Raw genomic sequence first — 20,436 nt, 5'->3', positions numbered from 1 at the left:
AAATATCAAATAACGTAAAAAAAAGAAAGCGGATGAAGAGTTCAGCACTCATTCATCCGCTTTGCAAAAACAGACTATTTTAAGTCCACTTTTTCAGTGCCCTCGATTTTCATTGGGCCTCTTTTTGTTAGTTATCTTTTAGGATTAAATGGTTTTGGTTTTGCCTGCTTAAAATTTCTTTTCCCGGCAGTACTTATTTCAGGAGCACCTAACATTGTCATTGCACAGCGGAAACCAACTTCGGCAGAAGCATCATCCTGTTGTAAGAAACGACGAGTTGCAGGGTTTAACCAGTATGCCATGTCATTCCATGAACCGCCCTTGTAAACTCTTGATTTATCGTTAACCAAAGAAACACCTTCTTCGTTTAATAACTTATTTTGTCTGTCGCGATAACCTCTTTCATCGGCCTGATAAGAAGTTACAGATGTCGCTGGGTCTGGAGACTTGGCAATGGAATCTGCCCTTTTAGCAAGCGCCTGTTTTTCTGCCCAGGTTAATTTTTTACCAGAATATGCATTTCCTTTAATCGGTTTACCATATTTATCTAAAGCGATTTTTCCATTGGCTGCATCAGCTAATTGTTTATCCTGAAATTGGTTACCACGGTAAGGATTGAAAGCTTCTGCATCTGTAAATGTTCCAGTACGATATACATCATTTACCCACTCGTTAACATTGCCCGCCATATTATATAATCCGAAATCGTTTGGATTGTATGAAAGTACGGGAGCAGTTAAATCTGCTTTATCATTTAATGAGCCACCAACACCCATATAATCACCAGGAGCTCTTTTAAAGTTGGCCTGTACTAAACCTCTTGTTTTTTTACTTGCAGAACTTACACCCAAGCCATTCCAAGGGTAAATTTTATTTTGGTTAATATTTTCATATTCTGTATTACCAATCAAACCCAAGGCAGCATATTCCCACTCAGCTTCGGTTGGTAAACGATAAGGCTGCATAATTACACCATCCTCTAAAGTTGCATTTCTTGTTGGAGTTGCATTTCCACCTTTTCCGCCTGCAGCGCCAATAGATGCGCCAGCTTTTGCATTGTAATCTTTAGGGGCATTTTTTCCTTTGTCATCGTACTGGCCGTTTAAATAAGCATCAGTATTGAAAGGCATATCTGGTCTTGCGCTTGTAGCCGCTGTAGTTGTGTTTCCTTTAGCAGGATTATTTCCTTGCGCTAAAGTTTTGTAATCTGTTAAAATACCTTTCTGACGAAGGATATATTCATTAGCTTGAGAAGTTCTCCATTCGCAAAAACGAGAAGCTTGTTCCCAGCTTACACCTACAACAGGGTAATCTCTGTACGCCGGATGTCTTAAGTAGTTATCAACGTACGGTTCATTGTAAGATAATGCACGACGCCAAACTAAAGTGTCTGGTAATTCATTATAATAATATTCACGGTCTTCAGGATAACTGGTTCTAATCCAATGTAAATATTCTAGCCAGTCTGTATTCGAAACTTCCGTTTCATCCATGTAAAATGATGGAACGGTAACCTGTCTTTTATAATTGTAAATATTAGGTTCTACACCGGCAACCTCAATTGCGCTACCACCAACAACTAATACACCACCTTCGATGGGAATTAACCCTGGGCCAGGTGCACGTTTATATTTGCTAGCTACAGAGAAACTGCTATAAGTTTTATTATTCTTATCGGCGTAAGGTATTCCCGTTTTACTTGAAGCATTACCCTTTTTACTTCCACAAGAAGACAGAGCAGTAGAAAGGGCAATACAAGTAAAAGAATATAGTAATAGTTTTTTCATATGTTGCTTTATAACATGAATGAGGGCTTGTTCAACCGATAAATTTACGGAAATTTATATGATTTAGTAAGATTTGTGTTAATAAATGTTTTGGATATGTTTTTTTAAGCAAAACGTATTATTGTTTAATGTATTGTGTAGATGTTAAAATAGTTTAAAAGCCTATATTAGAATGAATTTTAAGTATAATTTTGGAGTGTTTATTGTCTATTTATAATATTCCAAACAATTTCATCTTTAAAGATTATACCATGCTTAAGAAAACTTCTATTGTAGTTCTGGCCCTATTTGTAGTTCTGTTTGCAGCAGCAGCAATTTTGCCAATGTTTTTCAAAAAAGAAATTGACGCTAAAATAAAATCATCTATAAATAAAAGTGTAAATGCTAAGGTAGATTTTAAAGATCTAGATTTAAGTTTAATTAGCTCTTTCCCCAATTTGGGAATAAAAATCAACAATTTGACCATAGTTGGGATTGATAGTTTTGCTAAAGATACATTGGCAGATGTTAAACAATTGCAATTAAATGTTAATTTATTTAGTGTTATTAAAGGAGAAACTTATCAGATTAACTCGGTAAATTTAAGCGAGCCTAATATTTTGGCTAAAGTATTAAAAAGCGGTAAAGCCAATTGGGATATTATGAAATCAGATTCGGCTTCTACTCCCGGCGATACTGCTAAAACAGCATTTAAGGTTGCTTTGCAGAAATATTCAATTGAAAAAGGTAAAATAGTTTATGATGATGCTGCTCTGGGCTTTTTCATGAATTTGGAAAACCTGAATCACACGGGTAAGGGTGATTTTACACAAGATTTATTTACGCTTCAAACTCAATCTGATATAGAAAAACTAACAGTTAAGTATGGGGGTATACCATATTTAAATCAAGTTAAGTTAGATGCAGACCTTCCTATCGACATTGATATGAAGAATATGAAATTCACATTTGCAGAAAATAAAATTAAACTTAATGAATTAATCTTATCTGCAGTAGGTTATCTAGCCATGCCTAATGATAAAGATATTGTTATGGATTTTAAGTTTGATGCAAAGCAATCTGAGCTTAAAAACTTTTTATCACTAATCCCTGCAATTTATGCCTCCAATTTTAAAGATATGGAGGCAACTGGTAAGTTTGCAATGAATGGAATTGCGAAGGGTACATATAATGATAAATCATTACCAGCTTTTAATTTAAATTTATCAATAGAAAATGGTAAAATTAAGTATCCTTCTTTGCCCTCTGCGATAAACAATATTCAGGTTAAATCACAAATCAATAATCCTGATGGAATTATGGATCACACTGTTGTAAATGTTCCTGCATTTCATTTAGAGTTTGGCCAAGTGCCTGTTGATGGCCGATTGCTATTGAAAAACCCAACAACAGATCCATTTGTAGATATGGCGTTGAAAGGAAAGCTTGATTTGAAACAGCTAACGGCTATATTCCCAATGAAAGATATGACTTTAAGCGGAATTCTAGATGCAGATGTTCGGGCGGCAGGCAAGAAATCATCGATAGATAAAGGACAATATGAAGCATTTAAGGCCTCAGGGCAAGTAGTTGCAACCAACTTTAATTACGCTGGTAAAAACGTTCCTATGCCTGTAAGTGTGCCAACAGCTAAGATGGTTTTCAGTCCCAAAAACATAACCTTAAGCAATTTGACCGCAAAAGTAGGTAAAAGTGATTTTGCAGCTAATGGTTCTGTAAATAATTACTTAAGCTATTTCTTTAAAAAAAATCAGGCTTTGCAGGGTAATTTTAATATGTCATCAAACTTGATTGATGTAAATGAATTATTAGGACCAAAATCGACAGCAGAAGAGCCAACTAAAAAAACAGATTCGAAATTAACAATTTTCGAAGTTCCTGGGAATATTGATTTCAATGTTGGAGCCAAAGCAGGCCGTGTTTTATACGATACTTACGATATTACAAATGCTCGTGGGACTTTATTGGTTAAAAATAAAACCATTACTTTTAAAGAGATGGCTATGAATATGCTTGATGGAACAGTGAAAATGAACGGTTCTTATGCAACAGTTGATCCAAAGAAACCAAAAGTTGATGTGGATTTCGGAGTTGAGAAAATGGATATTCAAAAAGCATTTGCAGCATTTAATACGATTAAACTGCTTGCCCCTGTTGCCAAATACACTAAAGGAACATTCTCAACTAATCTAAAATTCGATTCAAATTTAGATGAACATATGATGCCTGTTTATTCAAGCATTAATGCTGAAGGCTTAACAAATATCATTCAGGCTGTACTTGATGGTTTTGAACCCCTAAATAAGTTAGCCTCAGCATTAAGTTCTGATAAATTTAAAAAATTGGAGCTTAATAATTTAATCACAAAGTTTAAAATAAAAGACGGACGTTTAAATGTATCGCCTTTTGATATTAAAAAAGACGGAATAGTAATGAATGTTCAGGGCTCAAACGGATTAGACCAAACTATGGACTATAACCTTGCATTAAATTTGCCAAGGGCGATGCTTGGGGCTAAAGCGAATGAAGCTGCAAATGCTATGATTGCAAAGTTAAATAGTAAAGCAGGTACTAATGTTTCTATGAGTGAAACAGTAAAAGTAAATGCTGTATTAGGTGGTACATTTTTAAAACCAACAATTAATTTAAAATATGGTGCAGGTGATACTAAAGCAGCTGCGAAAGACGTTGTTAATAATGTAATTGCAGAAAAGAAAGCAGAGCTTCAAACCAAAGCTCAGGAAAAAATTGATACTGCTAAGGCTAAAGCAACAGAAAAAGTTAAAGATGCAATTGCTGATAAATTGAATAACTTATTCAAGAAAAAGAATTAATCATAGTTTCAGTCTGATTTGGGCAATAACGGTTTAGAAGAAAAATCGTAGTTTTAGTTAGTAATAATTGCAAAAAGCGTAAATTTACTGTAAAATATAATTATTGATTTTACGTTTTGTAAAAATATTCTGTAAAAGTATTAACTTACCAAAAATCTTAAATTACGCACCCCTAAGGATGAATTTCAAGTACATCAGTAAACTTGCTTTTTCTGCAATCTCTGTAGCCTTAGTATTTGGTAAAGCAAATGCCCAGGTTACAATAGGAGGTACACAAACTAACGGTAGCGAATCTAACAATATTGTAACTGCGGTTCCATTTTTATTAATTACGCCTGATGCCAGAGCGGGAGCTATGGGCGATGCGGGTGTAGCTGTTGCTGGTGATGTAAATTCTGCCAGTATAAACCCTGCTAAATTTGCTTTTTTAGATAAGCCTTATGGCTTTTCTGTTTCGTATAGCCCATGGTTAAAAAGCCTTGTTCCTGATATTAATCTTGCCTATTTGGGTGGTTTTTATAAACTGGACGATAGAAACACAATTGGAGCGTCGTTAAGGTATTTTTCTCTTGGGCAAATTCAATTAACTGATATTAATCAACAGGATTTGGGAATATCGAACCCAAACGAACTGGCATTCGATGTAACTTTTGCACGTTCTTTTGGTAAAGAATTTTCTTTAGGAAGCTCTTTAAGATATATTTATTCTAATCTGGCTTCTGGTCAATTTTCTTCAAGCGGACAAGTGAGAGGTGGCAATGCTGTTAGTATTGATATTGCTGGTTTATACAAAACCTCAACTACAATGTTTGGTAAAAATGCCATTTTATCAGCGGGAGCTAATATTTCGAATATTGGAACAAAAATGAGTTATTCAGATGGAGGACAAGGTTATTTTCTTCCAACTAACTTTAAGCTTGGCGGTGCTTCAACAATAATCATAGATGATTTTAGTACTTTTACTTTTGCATTAGATTTAAATAAGCTACTGGTTCCAACCCAGCCAATTTACGATTCTAATAACAATATAATAAGTGGTAAAGATCCAAATCGTTCCGTTCCGGCAGGTATATTCGGTTCGTTTAGTGATGCGCCAGGTGGTTTTAGTGAAGAGTTAAAAGAAGTTGGTATTTCAACTGGATTTGAATACTGGTACAACCAACAGTTTGCTGTTCGCGGAGGGTATAATTACCAAAGTCCACAGAAAGGCGATAGCAGATATTTTACTTTGGGTGCAGGCTTAAAGTATAATGTTTTTAATATCGATTTTGCCTACCTAATAGCGAATGCGCAATCAAGCCCCTTAGCAAATACCTTGCGATTCAGTCTTTTATTTAACTTCGGGGATAAAAAGTCATTTAGATAAAATCAATTCAAATTATTTTGGCAATTTCGTGCCTATAATTTCAAATAACATTTTTTATGAAAATTAGGGTAGGTTTTGGATTTGATGTCCATCAGTTAAAAGATCAGCATCCCTTTGTAGTTGGCGGTGTAACATTAGATCATCACAAAGGTGCATTTGGGCATTCTGATGCAGATGTTTTATTACACGCGATTTGCGATGCATTATTAGGCGCAGCAAACTTACGCGATATAGGTTTTCATTTTAAAAATACAGATGATAGATGGAAAGGCATTAGCAGTTTAGTTTTACTTAAAGAAACCGTTAAGCTTTTAGCAGAAAAAAATTGGCAAGTTGGTAATATAGATGCGATGCTTTGCCTTGAAGCGCCTAAAATTAATCCTCATATTCCCGCTATGCAAGAGCACATTGCAAGTGCAATTGGAATTTCTACCGAAGATATTTCTATAAAGGCAACAACAAATGAAACAATGGGTTTTATTGGAAGAGAAGAAGGCGTAGTTGCTTATGCTGTTTGTTTAATTGAAAGGCAAGAATTAAAATAGTTATAGAATCGTTGCCGATTAAAGTTGAATACGTTTGATTGAAAAGATTGTAGCAAAAAGCCAGACTATTAAACGGTAGCCTGGCTTTTGCATTTCTAACGTTCAAAATTTAGCTTGTTGCTTCCTTAACGTTTCCAGTCCTTTTTAATGTTCCCCAAGTTTCTAACTCTCCTTTAATGGCCTTGCGGAATGAGCGGAATAAAACTAGGTACATTAATTGCCTCCAAAAAAATCTTTGTGGAAATATATATAGCAGGTTTTTATATTTTTCATTTTCCATTTTGAAGGCAATTGCCGCAAAAATCATATCAACAACAACAAATATGATGTAATAGAAGAGCACTTGTCCGAAGCCATTATGAAGGCTCAAAATCCCTGAAAACCCGGTAAGCGTTAAGTTATTAATTGCGCTTAAAGAAAATAATCCGCTAATTAAAGATATTAGCATAAACAAATCTGCTAGTGGAGAAAACAATGGAAGAATGATTTGATAAATTAAAATATTTGGCATTCCAACCATACCAAAGTATCCATATTTTTTATTAAGCAACGTTTTACGGTTCTTCCAGAAACTTTGCATGACACCAAAACTCCAGCGAAAACGCTGTTTTAATAACATGCTAACTGTTTCCGGTGCTTCGGTATATGCTATGGCAGAATCACAGTTTTTAACTTTGTAGCCAGCCTTTAAAATACGCATGGTTAAATCACAATCTTCGGCAAGCGTATCTATGGTGAAAGCACCAACTTCTAAAACAACACTTTTTCTAAATGCACCAATTGCACCTGGCACAACTGTAATGGTATTTAGCAAATCGAACGCTCGTCTATCCATGTTTTGAGCCGTAATATACTCTATCGACTGCCATTTGGTAATAATGTTGTTTGTGTTACCAACTTTAACTGTTCCGGCTACGGCAGCAATATTTGGGTTGTAGAAATAACGCATTAGTTCGGTAACAGCATCTGTTTTCAACTGCGTATCAGCATCAATGCAAATTATAAAATCGGCACTTGCTTTGGTTATTCCATAGTTTAAAGCCGATGCCTTACCTCCATTTTCTTTTCTGAAAACCTTAACCTGAGAATGATTTGAGAACGCCTCGTTAATAATCTCAAAGGTTTTGTCTTTCGAACCATCATCCACGAAAATCAATTCGAAATTAGGGTAGGTGGTTTTTAACAGGCTATTTATAGTGTGTACAGCAGTTATTTCCTCATTATAGGCAGGAATTATTATACTAACTTTTTCTGATGGATTTTCGACTAGCTTGTAAGCATTTTTTTTCGCTCTTTTTCGCTGCCTGATGGCTAAATAGGCGATAAAAATTGTTCTTAAGATTGCTAATACGATTGCAACACTAAAAATTATATTCAAAATCATGTTTCCGTAATAGAAAAAGTTAATGAAAAAATAATCTCCCGAACCTAGAAAACCGCTATTCGCACTAGATTTCACTGCTGGCATTAATTCTGATCTTTTTTTGCCTATTAAATCACCAACAGTTGTAAATGTGTAGCCTTTTTGTTTAAAATATTTGATAATCCTAGGTAAGGCTTCAACTGTAGCTTCTCGATTACCACCAGCATCGTGCAGTAAGAGAATATTTCCATTATCCTGTTGTTTTACAACGGCCTCGAAAATCTGATCGGCTGTTTTGCCTGGCTCCCAGTCTTCCGGATCAATTGATTCGCCAATATTTATATAATTCTCTTTACGGCTTTGTGCTACTGGTAAAATTTCTGAAGTGTTTTCTGGTTCAGCATCTGCATTAAATGGCGCACGGAATAATATCGTGCTGTGTCCCGTTACTGCTTCTATTAATCTTCGGGTAGAGTTTAATTCAAATTTAACGCGACGAGGTCCAACTGTAGACATGTCTGGGTGAAAAAAAGTGTGGTTGCCAATTTCATATCCTTCATCATATTCCTGTCTTAATAATTCCATGTTTTTCTCGGCCATAATGCCTACAACAAAGAAACATCCTGGTACATTTTCCTTTTTAAGAATGCTTAAAACCTGGGGTGTATAAATGGGATCTGGACCATCATCAAAAGTTAAAGCTATTTTTTTATCTGCTTCTCCGAATCTCTTAATTACATAAGATGTAGGTAAACGAGTATACTCTTGATTTAAAATTGTGAAATCATCTTTATCTAAAGTAATTTTAACAGTACCTGGATTTGGTGTAGAAATTAAATCAAGAACTTCACCATCACCTATGTAAGCAATACCACTCATGGTTAGTGTAGATATTTTGCGTAAATCGACAGGTTTTTTCTTTAGAGAATCTAAACTTAAATCGTTGGAGATAAATTGCCATAAACGTTTATCTTCTGAACCCAAACGCCACAATGCAATACCACCAATATCCCAATCATCAGCTTTACGAATTAAATTAAAATTAGTAGCCGCATCGGTAAAGTAAACTTTGTGGTTTATGCCACTGCCATCTTTATAGCTAAAATTTAAGTTTCCAGAAGCTGGGTCGTAATTAACTTTACTTTTATAATTCATGGCAGTTGTTATTGCCATTTCATAGGTAACAGGTGTACCTACACTTTTATCTGGCCAATCATAACCATAGCAAGCTAAGGCAAGAATAACTTTGCTCGCATCCATTTTTGCACAAATGTCATCCAATTTTTCTTCAACCCATTCTTGATGCGAAATATCGCCCGCGTTACTGCCTTCTGTATGTTGATCATATGCCATTAAAACAATGTAATCGTTATAATGCTGCAGAATTTCTGGGCTATAATCATCATTTTCTGGAGAGATATCTTGCGATACAATTAATTTCTCTGCATGAAACTGGCCATAAAGGTTTTTCATAAAAGCATTAAATGCATCTCTATTTTCTAAGTTTAACTCTTCAAAATCGATATTTATACCTTTGTATCCGTATTTTTTTGTGATTTTTATTAAATTATAGATTAATTTTTGCTGTGCGGGCATATCATTGAGAAGCCGCTTAACCGCTTCGCCATCCCAATGATCTGTATTGAAATTGGAAACGACTGCAATTGCAGATTTTTTTCCTTCGTGAATAACTCTTAAAGCAGCAGTATCCGCTTTATCTACAATCGAATCTCCATTTAAAAAGAATGATTCGGTAGCAACCATGTCTAAATGGCCAATATTTCTTTTTAAATCGGGCAAAGATTTACCAACTGTTCCTGCCCAACTTACATAGAATGCCATGTTTATGCGTTTCTTATCACCATGGCGTGTTTGAATTCTAAGTTCCCTGTCTTTTTTAATCTTTTGGAGCTTCGATTTTTCAATAGTAAAATCTTTATACTGCTGAGATTTTTTTAATTTTTCTAATTGTTTTTCTGTTAAAGGCCCGTTTGTATTAATAAATGGCAAACTAGGGTATTGTACAGACGATAGCGTAAAGGCAACGCAAATTATGGCACCTATAAAAACTAAGAAGAAAGAGCGACTTACCCATGTAAAGGTATTCCAACGTCGTTTATTCTCAGTTTGAAATATTTGTTTTCCGGACATTTTTTCTGCTCTGATTTATATAACAAATATGAGTAAGGAGTATGAAGATTTTATGAAAGTCGGTGCGTGTATCGTTTATAGATGAAATCGGATTGCGTTTAATAAACTACAAAATACAAAAAAGCCAGCAAATCTTTATAAAAAATGCTGGCTCAAAATATAAATTGTAAACCTGTTTTATTCTTCTAAATAGCCAAACTTACCGTGGTTATAATCTGATATGGCGATTTCTATTTCTGATTCGGTGTTCATTAAAAATGGCCCATATTGAAAGATGGGTTCATCAATTGGTTCGCCACTTAATATAAGAACGATACTGTTTTCCAACGCTTCGATGCTGATTTCTTCTCCATCATTTTTAAAATGGATAAAATTGTTAACTTCTGCAGTATCCTCACCATTTACTTTAATCGAGCCTTCAATAACCATAAACCCGGTGTTAAAATTGGCGGCGAAATTGAAATTGGCTTTTCCGCCTTTATTTAATCTTGCATTATATAATTCGATTGGGGTAAACGTGTTGGCATTGCCTTTAATTCCTTGATAATTACCTGCAATAATTTCTATTTTACCGCCCTCATCTTGTAATGTAAAGGTCGCCAGATCAGCTTGTTTAATAGCTTGATATTTTGGCTTACTCATTTTATCTTTAGCTGGTAAATTAACCCAAAGTTGTACCATTTGAAATGGGCCACCAGCTAAGCTATAAGCCTGTTCGTGGTATTCTTTGTGTAGTATGCCACTTGCAGCGGTCATCCATTGTATATCGCCGGGATAGATGATGCCGCTATTTCCTGAACTGTCATGATGTGCAACAGCCCCATGATAAGCAATGGTTACGGTTTCAAATCCACGATGTGGGTGAACACCAACACCTCGTGGTTCTTTCCTGGCAGAAAATTCGATTTTTGAACCATAATCCATCAGGAAAAATGGATTCATATCTATTTCATAGCCACTGGGAAAAAAATTATGGACTCTAAAGCCATCTCCCACCATGTTCGGAGCAGGTGCTTTTAATATATTTGCTACTTCTTTTGTTTTCGTTTCCATTATTACCTCCATGGAAAATTTTTTTACAGCCTGCTAAAAGCAGGCTGTTTAATGTTATTGGGATTAAGCTTGTTTTACAAACTGTAGTTCTCCCAATAAACGTACTTCTTCGCTTACCATCACACCACCAGTTTCTAATGCTGCATTCCAGGTTAAACCAAAATCAGAACGATTAATTTTTCCGCTTAAAGTGAAACCAGCTTTTGTATTTCCCCAAGGATCAGTCGCAATACCACCAAATTCTGCAGTTAATTTTACTGGTTTAGTTTCGCCTTTAATAGTTAAATCTCCTTTTACAGTATAATCGCTGCCATCTTTTTCTACTGAAGAAGATTTAAATTCTATGTGCGCAAATTTTTCAGCGTCGAAGAAATCACCGCTTTTTAAGTGATTATCGCGATCTGTATTTCCTGTATCTAATGAATCGATATCACCTTTAAAAGAAATTTCTGAATTTTCAAACTCATCGCCCTCAGAAGTTAATTCTGCAGAGAATGATTTTAAACTACCAGTTACAGTAGTAATCATTAAGTGTTTTACTTTAAATTGTAATTCGCTGTGGGTTGGATCTAATGTCCATTTAGTAGTTGCCATATGTTTTGTTTTTGATATGTTTAATATTTACATAACAAAAGTACAGCAAGAAGTTTGGATGAGAATTGATGTATGGTAATAAATTAGGGTTAATTTTTTAAGTGATTGAATTAGGGAACGTTAACGTTTTTAAAAACATAGTATCATTCAAAATTCACTTATTCAAAATTATTAAGGCCTGAAGTGTTTATTTGCTAATTCCTTTCTTACTCTACTTAGCGATTCTGGTGTAATGCCTAAGTAAGAAGCAATCATCCATTGTGGAACGCGTAAAGTAAGATTGGGATAGAGTTTTATAAAATCGAGATAACGTTCTTCAGCTGTTGCACTTAAAAGCATATTAATCCTTTTTTGCATAAATCTGATAGAATTGTTTAATAAACGCGTTTGCATTGGCTGTAAGCAAGGAATTTTTATCGCTGCTTGTTCCATAAAATCGTTTGGTAATACAACAACATCTGTAGCTTCAATCGCATCAATAAAAAATATTGATGGTTCATTATTCATATTGTTTCTGTCGGAAATTAGCCAGTTTTCTGGTGCAAATTGAAGAATGTGTTCTTTCCCCTTTGAATCGATGGAGTAAGCACGCAATAACCCTTTGCAAACAAAAAAACCATGTTTAGTAAGATCTCCTGTATATTGTATAATCTCGTTCTTATCAAATTTTTTAACTTTTAATACAGAGAAAATACTGTCAAATTGTTCATCAGTTATTTCTATTTTTTCTTTGAGATAGTTTTTAAACTGATTAATCATAATGGAGAGATTATTTTTTAGCAGGTTTAATATCAGAAAAATCTACACCGCATTTACAATTCCCTCCACAACCATCTTTCTTAACCTGAAAAGATTTTAAAACCAACCGACCAACATATACCAATGCAACCGCAAAAAGTAAAAAGACTAAAATCGTTTGAGTATTCATAAAGCAAATATAAGCTGATTTTGCGGTTTTGAATTCAGCATAATGTAAATTGTTGAATTGCCAGATTTTTTACCACAGTAAAACCGAGTAGAATATAATATTTTCTAATGCATATGAGGCAATACACTGAAAATTATTCTCTAAGTATCTCCGTGCTTTTTTATTTATTCTCTTTGTGGTTAATAGAATAGATATTATTCATCCATAAAGCCCACAGTTCCACCAACCCAATCAAAATCTGCGTTGTAGCGTACGCCAATCATTTTACCTCTACTTAATCTTGCTAAATTGATGCAAAGTTTCGGCTCCCCTCCATCAGGCCATAAATACATCATTCTAATTTCTACTTTTACACCACCATCAGGTGCTTTAACAACAGGCTCATAAGTAACTTTTCTTTGTAAAATCCAGTTTTCCGGATCGAGAATGTTGGTGATGTCAGCCTCTGTAACATCTATAATTACGCCCATTCCGGCAAAGGAAAACAAGGGTTTTAATACATAATTTTCTAAGTCTGTTGGTATGCTTTCTACCTGATTAAGGAAACGAGTTTCTGGAACAAATTCACTGTTTAAAAACGGCATGGTATATTTACTGATTCTGTAAAACCAGTTTGGATGCGTAACCCATTCTATATCCAGTTCCTCTCTGGGGTCGAAGCTATTTTTAAAAATTTCTATGTTTTCTGCAACTTCGTCGAATATTAATCGGTTATAAATTCTTTTTAGTTGAATTTGCTTTCCGTTTTCTTCATAAAATAATTGATTGCCAACTTTTTTAATATCCTCCAGGGCTAAAATTTTGATGCCCAACATCTTTTTGGTTACAAAAAAATCGATTGCTGTTTTTTGGTTCAGTGCATCAACATCCATTAAGGCAACTTCGTGTGGTTGATGTTTCCCAATAATTACTTCTTTGAAAAGTTGAATGTATTCTTCTTCATTAAAACCATTTAAGAAGTGATTAAGTGAATTATCAATCTCAAAAACCTGTCTGAAAGTATTTGCTAAATGACATTGAAAGCCATAGAGTGAAGGAAATCCCTGCATTTCAATTAACATGGGCGATAATTCACCTTGTTCGTTTTTGCATATCCCGAAATCGAAGGTTAAAAAATGTGGTTGCGCATTTTCATTCGGAACATTCCAGTCTTTGGGAATAGAATTTTTTGTTAGCTCTTTAAAATTCGATTGTTTAATCAGACTTATAATTTCTTCCCCTGCAGCAATTAATTTATCTTTTAAAGCTTTAGGAATAAAAACGGGTGTTTCAGCCACGCGAAAAGGTATTTCCGGGTAACCTTCCTGAAGTTTTTCTAAAAAGCTTTTATACTTCTCTATAGTAAATTGTTGATTGAACTTTTCTCGTTGTGCAGGTATCATAATTTGGCAATGATTAACGGCCGACTGAATAATAATTTAAGCTTAAGCCTCTTCTAAATTCCCGATTGCCTTTTTTAAGAAATTAGGCAGAATAACGCTTTGAGTAAGTACGATTCTTGCCGGGTCATCTAAACTATTTAGCATATCTAAATACTTTTGTTCTCCGTGTAAATCAGAAATGGCTTTCTTTTTCTCCTCTTGAAGCAAATACATTTTCATACCGATAGGATCTGCTTCCGGATGAAACTGTGTGCCAATAATCTCATCAGAAAAACGGATGGACATCATGCAGCGTTCTAAATCGATATGTTTTCTTTCTTTCTCAATAGCCAAAAGTTTTGCTCCTTTTTTATCAAAAGCAGCAAAATCTGGCTCTATAACCTGCCAATCTCTACTATCAACAGAGAAAAAAGGATTAGTTATGCCATCAAAAATTTCGTCATTTTCACCATCGTCTGTTAATGTTATTGGAAAAATACCAAAGGCATTTGAGCGTCTTTCGGTAACGTTTCCCAATTCATATTTGCGGCATGCCAGTTGAAAAGAATGACAGATTAAAAAAGCATATTTCTTTTGGTCGTCATTCGTTGTATTGAAAGATTCGATCTGATCTAAAAGATTGAAGAAATCATTCTCCCATTTTTCACCTTTGCTTTCAATCGGACTCCCTGGACCTCCACTCGAAATATATGCATCGTAACTAATATCTGGTATTTCACCAGCTTGTCTTAAATCAAAAATATCGAAAGAAAGGTTAATATCGTTGTCAACTTTAAAACGGGATAAAATTTCCTTAATTCCCCGCATACCCTGATTAGGTGCGCCGTTATTCATGTCAATAACAGCGACCTTTAAGTCTTTTTTATCCATTGTAAATTACTTAGCGCCTATAAGTGTTTGAGTAGTAATGTAATCGACTACCGCCTCAAAGTTACCAGTTTGTTCGTAAACTGCCAACTGCCTGTCGGCACCCGTACCATGCTCAAGTATTTTATGGACGTAATTTAAGTCGTTTCTGCAACCTAAATCATCTACAACATCATCAACAAAGTCTAATAATTCCAAAACCAGGTTACGGCAATTTACTTCCATTTCTTTACCGAAATCGATTAAATTTCCATCAATTCCATATCTGGCTGCACGCCATTTATTCTCGTTAATTAATGCTCTTGAGTAACTGATAAACTCCATATTTTGCAAACGAAGTTTATATAATTTAGCACATAAAGCCTGAAATAAAGCTGTAAATGCCATTGTTTCATCAATTAACATCGGGCAATCGCAAATTCTAAATTCGACAGTATCGAAGAATGGATGTACTCTTATATCCCACCAGATTTTCTTTGCATTATCCATGCAGTTAGTTTTGATAAGCAATTTTACGTAGTTATCGTAATCTTCAATGCTGTTAAAAATATCTGGAATTCCTGTGCGTGGAAATTTATCAAAAATCTTAGTTCTGAAAGATTTATAGCCTGTGTTTCTCGCTTCCCAGAAAGGAGAATTGGTTGATAAAGCAAATACGTGAGGTAAAAAATACCTTACCTGATTTGCAATGTGAATGGCCAGTTCGCGAGACTGAAAGCCAACGTGGATGTGCAAGCCAAAAATTAAATTTGAACGTGCAGCTTCCTGCAATTCGTTTACAATTTCATTATAGCGTGGATGTTCTGTGATCAATTGTTTTTCCCAATGTGAAAATGGGTGCGTGCCTGCGGCGCCAATACGTAAACCTTGCTCGCCAGCAAGTTGCGATACGGTATATCGAAGCTGAGAGATTTCCTTTCGGGCTTCTTCAGTTGTTCTGCAAATGCCAGTTCCAACCTCTACAACAGCCTGGTGCATTTCTGCTTTTACCTGGTCTTTGTGTATTTTTTGTGCCGCCTCAACAATTTTCTGGTCGTGCGAGGTAAGTTCCCTGGTAACGGGATCAACTACCATGTACTCTTCCTCTATACCAAGTGTGAATTCATTCATCCTAATGCTCATTAATCAAAATCCCCTATTTTTTTGCTGCGGTTTTCTTTGGTTTTGCTGGTACTGCTTTTTCTGCGGCAGGTTTTGTAGCTTTCGGTGCAACCGCTTTTGCAAATAATGGCTTTCCTGCTACCGAAGATTTAATGTATTCTCCCCAAGTTAAATTATCTTGACCATCTTTTTGTGCTTTCGCTCTTTCGATTGCATAATTTGCCGTGGTTTCTACAACCCAGTCGAAGTTTTCTTGCCCGACACTTTTAATGTCTGCATCTGGAGCAGGGTTACAGAAATCGATTGCGATAGGCACACCATCGCGAACTGCAAATTCTACTGTATTGAAGTCATAACCTAAATACTTACATAATTTTAAAGTGTATTCTTCAACTGTTTTTAATAATTTTTCGCTCGATGGTTTGGTATCGACCGCATAACGTAAATGATGTGGATTACGTGGGTCGTATTGCATAATGCGAACATGTTTGCCGCCAATGCAATAACATCTGAAATATTCATCAAAAATAATTTCTTCTTGTAACAGCATTACTAATTGCTCAGTTCCGCTGTGTTTATCAAAAAAATCTTCTTTATCGTGAAGTTTGTAAACATCTCTCCATCCACCGCCATCATATGGTTTCATGTAAGCCGGAAAGCCTGTGTATTCAAAAATTGCATCCCAGTCTAGTGGCATAGCCAGGTTGGAAAAAGACTCACCTGTGGTTCCTGTTGGATGTTGTCTTGATGGAATTAATGCAGTTTTAGGTACTGGAACGCCAATTTGTTCTGCTAAAGCATTATTAAAGAATTTCTCATCAGCACTCCACCAAAATGGATTATTGATAACTGCAGTTCCGGTAATGGCTGCATTTTTTAACGATGCACGATAGAAAGGCACATCTTGTGAAATGCGGTCGATAATTACCGAATAACCCAACGGTTTGTTTTGAAATATTTTTTCGATTTTAACAGCTTCGGCAGTAATGCCTTTTTCTGCTTTTTGATTGATTCTCTCAATTACGGCTTCAGGAAAAGAGCGTTCCTGTCCAAATAAAATCCCTATTTTCTTCATTGGTACTATTTTAGTTTAATTATTTAACTGCTTAACGGATTAATTGTTTGAAAACCAAAGCAGTTATTGATGTAATTCTTGTTTTTTTAAATTTGTGCAATATAATCTGGAAACATTTCTCTCCAAACCGGCCAGTCGTGGTCTGCATTTTGCCTAATATCCAGCCAATGATTAATTCCTTTTTGTGTTAAAATTTTCGATAAATTTTCATTGTCTGGCCTGCACATATCTCTATCTGTAGTACCCAAAACAATTTTCATATAGTGCAATTCCGGGTTGCTGTTATTCATTAAATTATCAACCGGATTGTTGAAATAAACATCATCATTATAAAAACCATCCAATTGGCCAGTAATATCGAAGGCTCCGCTCATACTGAACATATGACTTACCAACCAAGGGTGGCGGAAAGCAAAATTGGCAGCGTGATAACCTCCAAAACTACAACCAGCAGTTATAATCTTACTATGTCCGGTTTCATGCCTGGCTAAAGGTGCTACTTCCTCCAGAAGATACTTATCGTACCAAATATGATTTTTAACTCTATCTGCGGGATGTATGCTTTTGTTGTACCAGCTTAATTTATCAATACCATCAGGACAATAAACCTTAACTTTTCCTTCATTGATAAAACCCTCTACAGAATCAATCAATTTGAAGTCTTTGTTTTCGAAATATCGCCCCATACTCGTTGGGAACAGCAGAATAGGGATACCGCCGTGACCAAAGATGAGCATGTCGATTTCAGCACTTAAATTCGGGCTGTACCACTTTTTATGTTCTTCTTTAACCATATATAAAATTGAATGTTTTAAGATATAAATTAAAATCTGTAAAAAGAATACATATCCTTGAAATGATTATCAAAATGTAAAAATTAACCCATGATAATTAATAGTTTATAGAGATTTGTAACTTTGACCGATATTCTGGCGATTTGCCAAGTGATAGGGGATTTGAAGATATGTACACTACAATTTTATCAGTAAAAGTTAACACCATCAATTTTAAAATTCCTTCTGCTTATTTAAAGCACGAGGTAGAAATAGATATGTATGTACCTGAAGGTATTTTAGGCAACGAAAAAATAGAACTTCTTTTATTAAACGATGGTCAGGATGTGGCCAAAATGAATTTCACCCAAATTTTAGAAGATGCGCATCACAACAAGAGAAATAATAGATTAATTGTTGTGGCTATAAAGGCATCTGCAGAAAGATTAATGGAGTATGGGGTTGGCGGCGTTCCTGATTTCAAGGGCCGCGGAGCAAAAGCAAATTTATACAACGATTTCATCATTAAAGAACTTTTACCATTTGTTAAAAAGAAAATTGCAATGCCAATTACCGGCAAAGTTGCCTTCGCGGGCTTTTCTTTAGGCGGCTTATCAGCTTTTGATATTGCCTGGAATAATCCATCGGTTTTTGATGCAATTGGTGTTTTTTCTGGCGCATTTTGGTGGCGTAAAAAAGATTTGACTGATGGTTATACCGATGCAGATAGAATTATGCATGCATTAATTGATTCTACTTCTACAAAGCCGGATATGAAATTTTGGTTAATGACGGGAACTGAAGATGAAAAAGCCGATCGTAATAAAAATATGATTATCGATTCGATTGATGACACCATAGATATCGTAAAATCATTGCTAAAGAAAGGTTACAAGCGACCAGAAAATGTTTTCTATTTCGAAAAAGTTGGAGGTAAACACGATGTTCCAACCTGGGAAAACGTGATGCCTGCCTTTTTAAATTGGGCGTTTGAGGTTTCTTAGTGTTGAGAATTTATATTATTAATCTTGCTTAGTATTTTCTTATATTTCCTTTATGAGGGAAAAAATTAATAATATAATTTTTGGTCACGATACAAAAGGCGGAAGACTTTTTGATATTATATTGCTTTGGGTAATTTTAATAAGTGTAATCCTTGTTATTTTCGAAAGTATCCCATCATTACATCTTCGTTTCTTTACTACATTTTATTATATAGAATGGGCAGTAACAATTCTATTTTCGATAGAGTATATTTTAAGAATTTGGAGTACTAAAACACCACTCAGATATATTTTTAGTTTTTGGGGTTTTATTGATTTGCTATCTATATTGCCAACATATATGGAGTTAATAAATTTTGGTTTTCATTATTTATTGGCCATCCGTATTTTTAGGTTGTTACGCGTTTTTAGGATTTTAAGACTTATAAAATTTAATCGGGAGGCTCAAAAATTATTACTTGCATTAAGAGGAAGCGGCCACAAAATTGGTGTTTTTCTTATGGCAGTAATATCTATAATGGTTTTGCTTGGAACACTTATGTACGTTATAGAAGGTGGTGAAAATGGATTTACAAGTATACCTCAAAGTATTTATTGGGCAATTGTTACCGTTACCACAGTAGGTTTTGGCGATATTGTACCCCAAACAGTATTAGGTAAATTTCTCTCATCTATTGCCATGATATTGGGTTATGCTATTATAGCAGTCCCAACAGGTATTATTACAGTTGAATTGGCAAAAAATAAATCAGAAGATAAAGTTTGTGAGGATTGTAAAAACGACAACCCAGATAACGCTAACTTTTGTAACCAGTGTGGATTAAAATTTTAAATTAATCTCCTAATTTTTCAATCTCTTGCGTGGGGTAAATGTGCAAACCTTTTTTATTTTCATTTGCTTGGTTTAGCATAGCAGATGCAACTTTTTCTATTTTTATACTTCTGTAATTTTTCAAACCACCAATTAAAATTGGGTTAATAACTCTCATTACGTTAATTGCTAGTTTTTCTAAGAACCTGCTTTCTTTTCTATCTCCATCTAATAAACCAGGCCGATAAATGTGCAGGCTATCAAAACTAATTTTTTGCAAGTCTCTTTCAATTTCTCCTTTGGTGCGGTTATAAAAAATACTCGAATTTACATCTGCGCCCATGGCAGAAACCAAATGGTAACTTTTAGCGCCATTCTTGAACGCTATTTTCGCCACATCTAGTGGATATTGATAGTCGATCTTTTTGTACAAGGTTTTATTTGGTGTTTTTTTTGCAGTTGTACCCATACAGCAAAAAACATCATCGCCCAAAATTTCGGTTTCGTATTTATGGAGATTGTCAAAATCGATAATCAATTGTTTCAACTTAGGATGATTGTTCTCTAAATTTTTGCGGGCAATAACTAATACTTCATCGTAGTTAGCGCTAGCTAATAACTTTTGTAAAAGATTTTGACCAATTAAACCCGTTGCTCCAATTAAAATTGCTTTCTTTCTCATATCTGATCATAATAGCCATTGTTTAGTGATCGATTAGGCTAATGCTAGTTAAACAAATTTGTTGGAAAATAGTTGAGCGTATCAATTTAAGTGATGTTAAGATTGAAATTAGTGATTTTC

General features: G+C 34.9%; 17 protein-coding genes. 5 read left to right on the top strand and 12 right to left on the bottom strand.

All coding sequences use genetic code 11. From position 1 onward, the window contains the following. Positions 1-131: 131 nt before the first annotated feature. Entirely contained in the window at positions 132-1,787 is a 1,656-nt protein-coding gene (locus tag ACFOUY_RS02160) for an SUMF1/EgtB/PvdO family nonheme iron enzyme (protein WP_378958803.1), read from the bottom strand. A 251-nt stretch (positions 1,788-2,038) separates the two neighbouring features. Between ACFOUY_RS02160 and ACFOUY_RS02155 the strand changes: the two genes are divergently transcribed. From ACFOUY_RS02155 to ispF, 3 genes are all read left to right on the top strand, one after another. After that, positions 2,039-4,621 carry an AsmA-like C-terminal region-containing protein gene (locus ACFOUY_RS02155; protein WP_378958802.1) on the top strand — a complete coding sequence of 861 codons (2,583 nt, stop codon included), beginning with the start codon at positions 2,039-2,041 and terminating at the stop codon, positions 4,619-4,621. Positions 4,622-4,799: 178 nt separating this feature from the next. Further along, complete coding sequence (gene porV, locus ACFOUY_RS02150; protein ID WP_378958801.1) at positions 4,800-5,987, top strand: type IX secretion system outer membrane channel protein PorV; 1,188 nt, start codon at positions 4,800-4,802, stop codon at positions 5,985-5,987. A gap of 56 nt (positions 5,988-6,043) precedes the next feature. Continuing rightward, positions 6,044-6,532 (top strand): 2-C-methyl-D-erythritol 2,4-cyclodiphosphate synthase, encoded by a 489-nt coding sequence (ispF, locus tag ACFOUY_RS02145; protein WP_378958800.1) that lies wholly within the window; start codon positions 6,044-6,046, stop codon positions 6,530-6,532. A gap of 109 nt (positions 6,533-6,641) precedes the next feature. Here ispF and ACFOUY_RS02140 read toward each other — a convergent pair whose 3' ends face one another. From ACFOUY_RS02140 to ACFOUY_RS02095, 10 genes are all read right to left on the bottom strand, one after another. Then, a complete protein-coding gene (locus ACFOUY_RS02140; protein ID WP_378958799.1) occupies positions 6,642-10,046 on the bottom strand; it encodes a glycosyltransferase in 3,405 nt (1,134 codons plus the stop codon). Positions 10,047-10,223: 177 nt separating this feature from the next. Then, positions 10,224-11,099, bottom strand: coding sequence for a pirin family protein (locus ACFOUY_RS02135; protein ID WP_378958798.1), 876 nt, complete (start codon positions 11,097-11,099; stop codon positions 10,224-10,226). A 63-nt stretch (positions 11,100-11,162) separates the two neighbouring features. After that, positions 11,163-11,693 (bottom strand): YceI family protein, encoded by a 531-nt coding sequence (locus ACFOUY_RS02130; RefSeq protein ID WP_378958797.1) that lies wholly within the window; start codon positions 11,691-11,693, stop codon positions 11,163-11,165. Between the two features lie 171 nt (positions 11,694-11,864). Then, the gene (locus tag ACFOUY_RS02125) at positions 11,865-12,452 is read right to left on the bottom strand and encodes a Crp/Fnr family transcriptional regulator (protein WP_378958796.1); all 588 of its coding nucleotides are present in this window, start codon (positions 12,450-12,452) and stop codon (positions 11,865-11,867) included. Positions 12,453-12,462: 10 nt separating this feature from the next. Next, complete coding sequence (locus tag ACFOUY_RS02120) at positions 12,463-12,621, bottom strand: FeoB-associated Cys-rich membrane protein (RefSeq protein WP_378958795.1); 159 nt, start codon at positions 12,619-12,621, stop codon at positions 12,463-12,465. A gap of 194 nt (positions 12,622-12,815) precedes the next feature. Beyond that, the gene (locus ACFOUY_RS02115; protein ID WP_378958794.1) at positions 12,816-14,003 is read right to left on the bottom strand and encodes a hypothetical protein; all 1,188 of its coding nucleotides are present in this window, start codon (positions 14,001-14,003) and stop codon (positions 12,816-12,818) included. Between the two features lie 42 nt (positions 14,004-14,045). Beyond that, positions 14,046-14,873, bottom strand: coding sequence for a type 1 glutamine amidotransferase (locus ACFOUY_RS02110; RefSeq protein WP_378958793.1), 828 nt, complete (start codon positions 14,871-14,873; stop codon positions 14,046-14,048). A 6-nt stretch (positions 14,874-14,879) separates the two neighbouring features. Continuing rightward, on the bottom strand, positions 14,880-15,980 hold the full coding sequence (locus tag ACFOUY_RS02105) for a carboxylate-amine ligase (RefSeq protein WP_378958792.1): 1,101 nt from the start codon (positions 15,978-15,980) through the stop codon (positions 14,880-14,882). Between the two features lie 25 nt (positions 15,981-16,005). Beyond that, the gene (locus ACFOUY_RS02100) at positions 16,006-17,046 is read right to left on the bottom strand and encodes an ATP-grasp domain-containing protein (protein WP_378958791.1); all 1,041 of its coding nucleotides are present in this window, start codon (positions 17,044-17,046) and stop codon (positions 16,006-16,008) included. 86 nt (positions 17,047-17,132) lie between these two features. Then, positions 17,133-17,840, bottom strand: a complete 708-nt coding sequence (locus tag ACFOUY_RS02095; RefSeq protein ID WP_378958790.1) for an esterase family protein — start codon at positions 17,838-17,840, stop codon at positions 17,133-17,135. A 170-nt stretch (positions 17,841-18,010) separates the two neighbouring features. On the opposite strand from ACFOUY_RS02095, the gene ACFOUY_RS02090 reads away from it, so the two are divergent. Together ACFOUY_RS02090 and ACFOUY_RS02085 are read left to right on the top strand one after the other, a co-directional pair. Next, positions 18,011-18,823 carry an alpha/beta hydrolase gene (locus ACFOUY_RS02090; protein WP_378958789.1) on the top strand — a complete coding sequence of 271 codons (813 nt, stop codon included), beginning with the start codon at positions 18,011-18,013 and terminating at the stop codon, positions 18,821-18,823. Positions 18,824-18,875: 52 nt separating this feature from the next. Beyond that, positions 18,876-19,655 carry an ion transporter gene (locus ACFOUY_RS02085; RefSeq protein WP_378958788.1) on the top strand — a complete coding sequence of 260 codons (780 nt, stop codon included), beginning with the start codon at positions 18,876-18,878 and terminating at the stop codon, positions 19,653-19,655. 1 nt (position 19,656) lies between these two features. Here ACFOUY_RS02085 and ACFOUY_RS02080 read toward each other — a convergent pair whose 3' ends face one another. Next, positions 19,657-20,316 (bottom strand): oxidoreductase, encoded by a 660-nt coding sequence (locus ACFOUY_RS02080; RefSeq protein ID WP_378958787.1) that lies wholly within the window; start codon positions 20,314-20,316, stop codon positions 19,657-19,659. Between the last annotated feature and the right edge of the window lie 120 nt (positions 20,317-20,436).

Origin of the sequence: Pedobacter jamesrossensis, from assembly GCF_042650905.1 — a bacterium.
GTDB lineage: Bacteria > Bacteroidota > Bacteroidia > Sphingobacteriales > Sphingobacteriaceae > Pedobacter > Pedobacter jamesrossensis.
Note: the sequence above shows the minus strand (reverse complement) of the source record. Positions and strands in the feature narration are given on the sequence as shown.